This window comes from Stenotrophomonas sp. SMYL20, assembly GCF_036320045.1.
Lineage (GTDB): Bacteria > Pseudomonadota > Gammaproteobacteria > Xanthomonadales > Xanthomonadaceae > Stenotrophomonas > Stenotrophomonas maltophilia_A.
In genome coordinates, this window is record NZ_JAWIRT010000015.1 from 122660 (window position 1) to 128861 (window position 6202).

The window sequence follows — 6202 nt, forward strand, 5'->3', positions numbered from 1 at the left end:
ACGGCTCGACTCTACAGAATCAGGGCTTGGCCGGGACGGGTGCGGGCTTCGCTTCTGGCTTCGCTTCTGGCTTCGCTTCTGGCTTCGCTTCTACCTTCGCTTCCGGCTTCGCCGCAGCGGCCTTCGCAGCCTTGGCCGCATCCGCTTTTGCCGCTTCGGCCTTCAAGCGTGCAGCCACCGAACCCGGGGTCTTCAGCTCGGCCAGCGCGTCGTTGATCGGGCCATCGCCCGGCAGTACCGCACCGGCGTGATAGCCCTCGGTGCCCTCGTCGTCACCGCGCAGATGACCCGGCAGGGTCGCTTCGCTGTAATCGCTCAGGCTGGCCGGCAGTGCATCCTCGGCCGGCGTAGCGGCCGGCTTCAGTTCGACCTCCGGCACGATGCCCGTGGCCTGGATCGACTTGCCGCTGGGCGTGTAATAACGCGCGGTGGTCAGCTTCACCGAGTCACCGTTGTCCAGCGGCAGCACGGTCTGCACCGAGCCCTTGCCGAAGGTGCGGCTGCCAACCACGCGGGCGCGCTTGTTGTCGCGCAGTGCGCCGGCCAGCACTTCCGAGGCACTGGCCGAACCGGCGTCGACCAGCACCACCACCGGTGCGCCCTTCAACAGATCGCCCGGCGTTGCATCGAAACGTGCATCGCTGATGCTGATGCGGCCGCGGGTACTGACGATGTTGCCCTTGTCGAGCAGGTCGTCGGCCACCTGCACGGCAGCAGTCAGCAAGCCACCCGGGTTGCTGCGCAGATCCAGCACCAGGCCCTTGAGCTGGCCACCGGACTGCTTCTGCAGCTGCTGCACGTGCTTCTGGAAGTCCGAACCGGTGTCGGCCTGGAAGGTGCTCAGGCGGATGTAGCCATAGCCCGGTTCCAGCAGGCGGCTGCGCACGCTGGTCACGCGGATGGTCTGGCGGGTGAGGCTGACATCGAACGGCTTGGGCTTGCCTTCGCGCACGATGGTCAGCACCACCTTGCTGCCGGCCGGGCCGCGCAGCGGTTCGCTGGCATCGATCGCGCTGATCGGCTTGCCGTCGATGGCGATGATCAGGTCACCGGCGAGGATGCCGGCCTTGGCCGCCGGCGTGTCGTCGATCGGCGAGATCACCTTCATGCTGGCGTTGTCTGGCTGCTGCTGCAGCTCCACGCCGATGCCTTCGTAGGCGCCGCTGGCCTGTTCGTCGAAGGCCTGCGCGTCTTCCTTGTTGAAGTAGGTGCTGTGCGGGTCGAGGTCGAGCAGCAAGCCACGCACCGCTGCCTGCATCAGCTTCTTGTCATCGACCGGATCGACGTAGGCGGCCCGCACTGCGTTGTAGACGGCCACGAAGCGGCGGATGTCCTCCAGCGGCACCTTCGAGGTCACCGCCTCCTCGCTGCTCGCTGCCTGCCCGCCGGTTTCCTGGCTCGGGGCGGGCGCGGTCTGCTGCGCCCAGGACAGCGCTGGCAACAGGGCCAGCAAGAGGGTGGCGGTACGGGCTGCGCGCATGGATCACTCCTGTCGACGGTGGCATGGTGCCCAAGGCACATGCACCGATTATGCGCGAAGCACAGCTAAATTCCCGTTGAATCCGGCCCGCACGTGGCGAGCGGGGATTCAGCGCCGCTGCAGCCAGCTGTCCGGATTCACCGGTTGCCCGCCACGACGCAGCTCGAAGTACAGCGCGGTGACCCCTTGGCCCCCCGAGTTGCCGACCTTGGCCACCGCATCGCCACGGCTGACCCGTGCACCGGCGTCCTTGAGCAGGGTGTCGTTGTGGGCGTACAGGCTCATGTAGCCATTGCCGTGGTCGACGATCAGGATCATGCCGTAGCCGGTCATCCAGTCGGAGAACACCACGGTACCGTCGGCCACGGCGGTGACGGTGCTGCCGGCCGGTGCGCCGATCAGCACGCCGCTGCTGGTACGCCCGTCAGGCAGCTTGCCGCCGTAGCGGGCCAGCAGGTTGCCGGACAACGGCCAACCCAGGCCCCCCACCTTCGGCGCCGGTGCGGAAGCCACCGCCGGCGGAATCTTGGTGGGCGGTGGCGGCCGTCCCTGTGCCGCGGCCTGGCGTGCGGCACGTTCGGCAGCGGCCTTCTCCGCTGCCGCACGGCGCGCAGCCGCGCGACGCTCGGCCTCGGCACGGGCGGCGGCCGCACGCAGATTGGCCAGCAGTGTTTCCAGCGCCTTGGCGTCCTGGCCCAGCGCCTGTTCCTTCTCGCGCTGGTCCTTGAAGCGCTCGTCCAGCGAGGCCACGGTCTTTGCACGATCGCGGCGGTCGGCTTCCAGCGCCGCTGCCTGCTGCTTCTGGTCCTGCTGCGCCCCCTGCAGCTTCTGCTTGCGCTCGGCAATCTGCGCCTGCAGCGCTTCCAGTTCCTTCAGGTCGGCGGTCAGCGTGGTGATGCGCTGGGCCCGCTCACGCTGCAGGTAGCGGTGGTAGGCCAGGGCGCGATTGGCATCGGCCACCGTGTCCTGCGACAGCAGCAGCTTCAATGGTGCGTGGTTGCCCAGCTGGTAGGCCGCACGCAGCAGGCCGGCCAGCTCGCGATGCTGCTGGGCGAGGTTGACCTGCAGCGTGCTGCGGCGTTGTTCGGCCTCGGCCAGGGCGTGGCCCTGCTCGCGCAGCGCGGTTTCCGTCTGCGCAAGCGCGCGGCCGGTGCGGGCCACCTTCTCGTCGGCCTCACGCAGCTGCTGCGAGGCCTGGCCACGCTGGCCCTCGATCTGCCGGCGCTCCTGCGCCACGCCCTTCAGTTCACTGCGCAGTTTCTGCAGCTTGCGCTCGGTCTCGCGCGTGGTCTGCGCGGCCCCCGGCAGCGGCAACGCCAGTGCCAAGGCCAGCCCCAACAGCAGGCAGCGCCCGCCGCGAGCAGCGGCGATGTGATGTCGGCGTGATGGGAAGGCGTTGTTGCGCAAGGGCTTTCCAGTGACTTCAGGCAGTTGCAGGGGGTACCGGGGAATGGTGACATCTCCGCACGCGGCCTGCCAGCCGCACATCCATCGAGGTCCCCATGAAAGCTCTCTCCATTCCGCTGCTGTTGGGCGTACTGCTGGTCACCGGGCCAGTGGCAGCGCAGGAAAACATCAGCAAGGTCAACGGCAGCATCAGCGCCGAACCCGGCCAGCGCTACGGCAAGCTGGACACCGTCAACGGCGGCATCCGCGTCGGCGAAGGTGTCGAGACCGGCAGCATCGACACCGTCAACGGCGGGGTCAAGGTCGCCGATCGCGCGCGCACCGGCAAGATCGAAACGGTCAACGGCGGCGTACGCCTGGGCCGCGAGGTGATCGCACACGGCAGCGTCAGCACCGTCAACGGCAGCATCTTCAGCGATCGCGGCAGCCAGATCGAAGGCGGCGTTGAAACCGTGAACGGTGGCATCGGGCTGGTCGAAAGCCGCGTCGGCAACGACGTGGAAACCGTCAACGGTGACATCACCGTGGGCATCGGTTCGCAGGTCAAGGGCGGTGTGCACGTGCGCAAGCCGAACTTCAGCGTCTCGCTGACCGCCAGCCGCAAGCCACGCGTGATCGTCGGTCCGAATGCCGTGGTGGACGGCCCGTTGCAGTTCGAACGCGAGGTGGTGCTGTACGTGCACCGCACGGCCCGCATCGGCCCGGTCACCGGCGCCGAGCCGATCCCGTTCGACACCGAAACCGCTCCGGCGGACTGAGCACACCGCGCCCATCGGTTCGGTGATACTCGCTGTTACCGGTCGTACACGTGGTGCGGCCGCCCTTTGTTTTCCAGGAATCGACGATGCCCCGCAAACTCCTCCTGTGCCTGGCCGCTGCGGCCGCGCTCAGTGCCTGCAAAGGCGAAGACACTCCGGCGCCCGCGCCGGCCACCGACACCGCCGCTGCCAAGCCGGCGGCCCATGCGTTCTCGCCGGAGATCAACGCCGGCGACTTCGCCGAGATGGTCAAGACGCTGGCTTCGGATGAATTCGAAGGCCGCGCCCCGGGCAGCAAGGGCGAGGAACTGACGGTCAACTACATCCGCGACCAGATGCAGCGCATCGGCCTGCAGCCCGGCAACGGCGACAGCTGGTTCCAGGATGTGCCGATGACCGAGACCACGGCCGACGAATCGACCGTGCTGAAGATCACCCAGGGCGGCAAGACCACCGAGCTGAAGTTCGGCACCGACATGGTGGTGGGTACCCGTACCGGCCAGGCCGAGGTGAAGGTCGATGCCAGCGACCTGGTGTTCGTCGGCTACGGCGTCGACGCGCCGGAGCAGAAGTGGAACGACTACGCCGGCCAGGACTGGAAGGGCAAAACGGTCGTCATGTTCGTCAACGACCCGGGCTTCCATGTCGATGACGCGAAGCTGTTCGACGGCAAGCGCATGACCTATTACGGGCGCTGGACCTACAAGTTTGAGGAGGCTGCGCGAAAGGGCGCCGCTGCCGCGCTGATCGTGCACGACACCGCCGGCGCTTCCTACGGCTGGGATGTGGTGAAGAACTCCTGGGCAGGCCCGCAGTACGACCTGCCGGCCAAGGATGACCCGGAAGCCCGCATTCCGGTTCAGGGCTGGCTGAGTGCCGACGCTGCCAAGGCGCTGTTCGCCGGTGCCGGCCTGGACCTGGCGCAGGCCTACAAGGACGCCAGCAAGCGCGGCTTCAAGCCGGTGCCGCTGAAGGCCACCGCTGCGGTCGATCTGAAGAGCCAGATCGCGCAGAAGCAGTCGCGCAACGTGGTGGGCGTGCTGCCGGGCAGCAAGCGCGCTGACGAGGCCGTGCTGTACATGGCGCACTGGGATCACCTGGGCAAGCACGAGGGCGAGACCGGCGACAATATCTACAACGGCGCGGTCGACAACGCGACCGGCGTGGCCGGCATTCTCGAAGTGGCCGAAGCAATGGCCCATCAGGAGCCGAAGCCGGAACGTTCGGTGGTGTTCCTGGCGGTGACCCTGGAAGAATCCGGCCTGCTGGGTTCGAAGTACTACGTTGCCCATCCGACCTTCCCGCTGGACAAGATCGCCGGCGTGATCAACATCGACGCGATGTCGGTTGCCGGCCGTGCCAAGGACGTTACCGTCACCGGCTTCGGCAGCTCGGAGCTGGAAGACATCCTCAAGCCGCTGGCCGCGGCCCAGGACCGTACCCTGCACGGTGAGACCTCGGTGCAGAGCGGCTTCTACTTCCGTTCCGATCACTTCAACTTCGCCAAGGCCGGTGTGCCGGCCCTGTACGCCGATGGCGGCGAAGACCTGCGCGAGGGTGGCGTGGACGCGGGCCGCAAGGCTGCAGCCGACTACGGCGCCAACCGCTACCACGGCCCGAAGGATGAGTTCGATGCGGCCACCTGGAAGCTGGACGGCACCGTCGAAGACCTGCAGCTGATGTACGGCGTCGGCAAGGAACTGGCCGGTGGCGATCGTTGGCCGAACTGGTACGAAGGCAACCCGTTCAAGGCAGCCCGCGACGCGATGATGAAGGACAAGGCCCCGGCTGCGGCGAAGTAGCGTCGAGCTTGCTCGACTGAGTACTGAAGCAAGCCAAGGCGGCGCCCGCAAGGGCGCCGCTTTTTTGTGTGTGATCGCGCCCTGCAGTTGTAGCTGCCAACCTTGGTTGGCGCCATGGTTCCTCGCAGAGGGCCTCCACGCATGGCGTGGATCTACTTGTAGTGCCTGCCGCTGGCCGGCAAATGATCGCTGTGTGGGCCTGCTGTTGGTAGCTGCCAACCTTGGTTGGCGCCATGGTTCCTCGCAGAGGGCCTCCACGCATGGCGTGGATCTATGGGGCGATGTAACGCCGTCGGGTTGCCGGCCATCGGCCGGCACTACCCGCATTTCGCGCGCACAAAGAAAAACCCCGCTGCGCGAGCAGCGGGGTTTTGGGTGTAAACCCTGGCGATGACCTACTCTCGCATGGCTTGAGCCACACTACCATCGGCGCAGCTGCGTTTCACTTCCGAGTTCGGGATGGGATCGGGTGGTTCCACAGCGCTAATTTCACCAGGGAGACGGTTGCAGCAGCGCTTGCAGCGCCAGCTTCGCGATCTTGCCCTTGGGGCGGAAGGTACCCGGAAAATGCAGTGCCTTCACTTAATAAGAAAAACCCCGCTGCGTGAGCAGCGGGGTTTTTGGGTGCAAACCCTGGCGATGACCTACTCTCGCATGGCTTGAGCCACACTACCATCGGCGCAGCTGCGTTTCACTTCCGAGTTCGGGATGGGATCGGGTGGTTCCACAGCGCTAATTTCACCAGGGAGGCGGTT

At 66.7% G+C, this 6202-nt stretch carries 4 protein-coding genes and 2 rRNA genes; 2 read left to right on the forward strand and 4 right to left on the reverse strand.

Annotation, left to right across the window (positions count from 1 at the left end; genetic code table 11):
- Nucleotides 1–19: 19 nt before the first annotated feature.
- A complete protein-coding gene (locus V3B48_RS13255; protein ID WP_329893865.1) occupies nt 20–1480 on the reverse strand; it encodes a S41 family peptidase in 1461 nt (486 codons plus the stop codon).
- Nucleotides 1481–1588: 108 nt separating this feature from the next.
- Nucleotides 1589–2887: a peptidoglycan DD-metalloendopeptidase family protein gene (locus tag V3B48_RS13260; RefSeq protein WP_197616876.1), complete on the reverse strand. Its 1299-nt coding sequence runs from the start codon at nt 2885–2887 to the stop codon at nt 1589–1591.
- Between the two features lie 95 nt (nt 2888–2982).
- Between V3B48_RS13260 and V3B48_RS13265 the strand changes: the two genes are divergently transcribed.
- Nucleotides 2983–3645, forward strand: coding sequence for a hypothetical protein (locus tag V3B48_RS13265; RefSeq protein ID WP_197616878.1), 663 nt, complete (start codon nt 2983–2985; stop codon nt 3643–3645).
- An 86-nt stretch (nt 3646–3731) separates the two neighbouring features.
- Nucleotides 3732–5447 (forward strand): M28 family metallopeptidase, encoded by a 1716-nt coding sequence (locus V3B48_RS13270; RefSeq protein ID WP_049421206.1) that lies wholly within the window; start codon nt 3732–3734, stop codon nt 5445–5447.
- A gap of 382 nt (nt 5448–5829) precedes the next feature.
- Here the strand turns inward: V3B48_RS13270 and rrf (V3B48_RS13275) are convergent.
- Nucleotides 5830–5944: ribosomal RNA gene (gene rrf / locus V3B48_RS13275) — 5S ribosomal RNA — on the reverse strand.
- A gap of 134 nt (nt 5945–6078) precedes the next feature.
- Nucleotides 6079–6193 (reverse strand): 5S ribosomal RNA (gene rrf / locus V3B48_RS13280).
- Nucleotides 6194–6202: the final 9 nt, after the last annotated feature.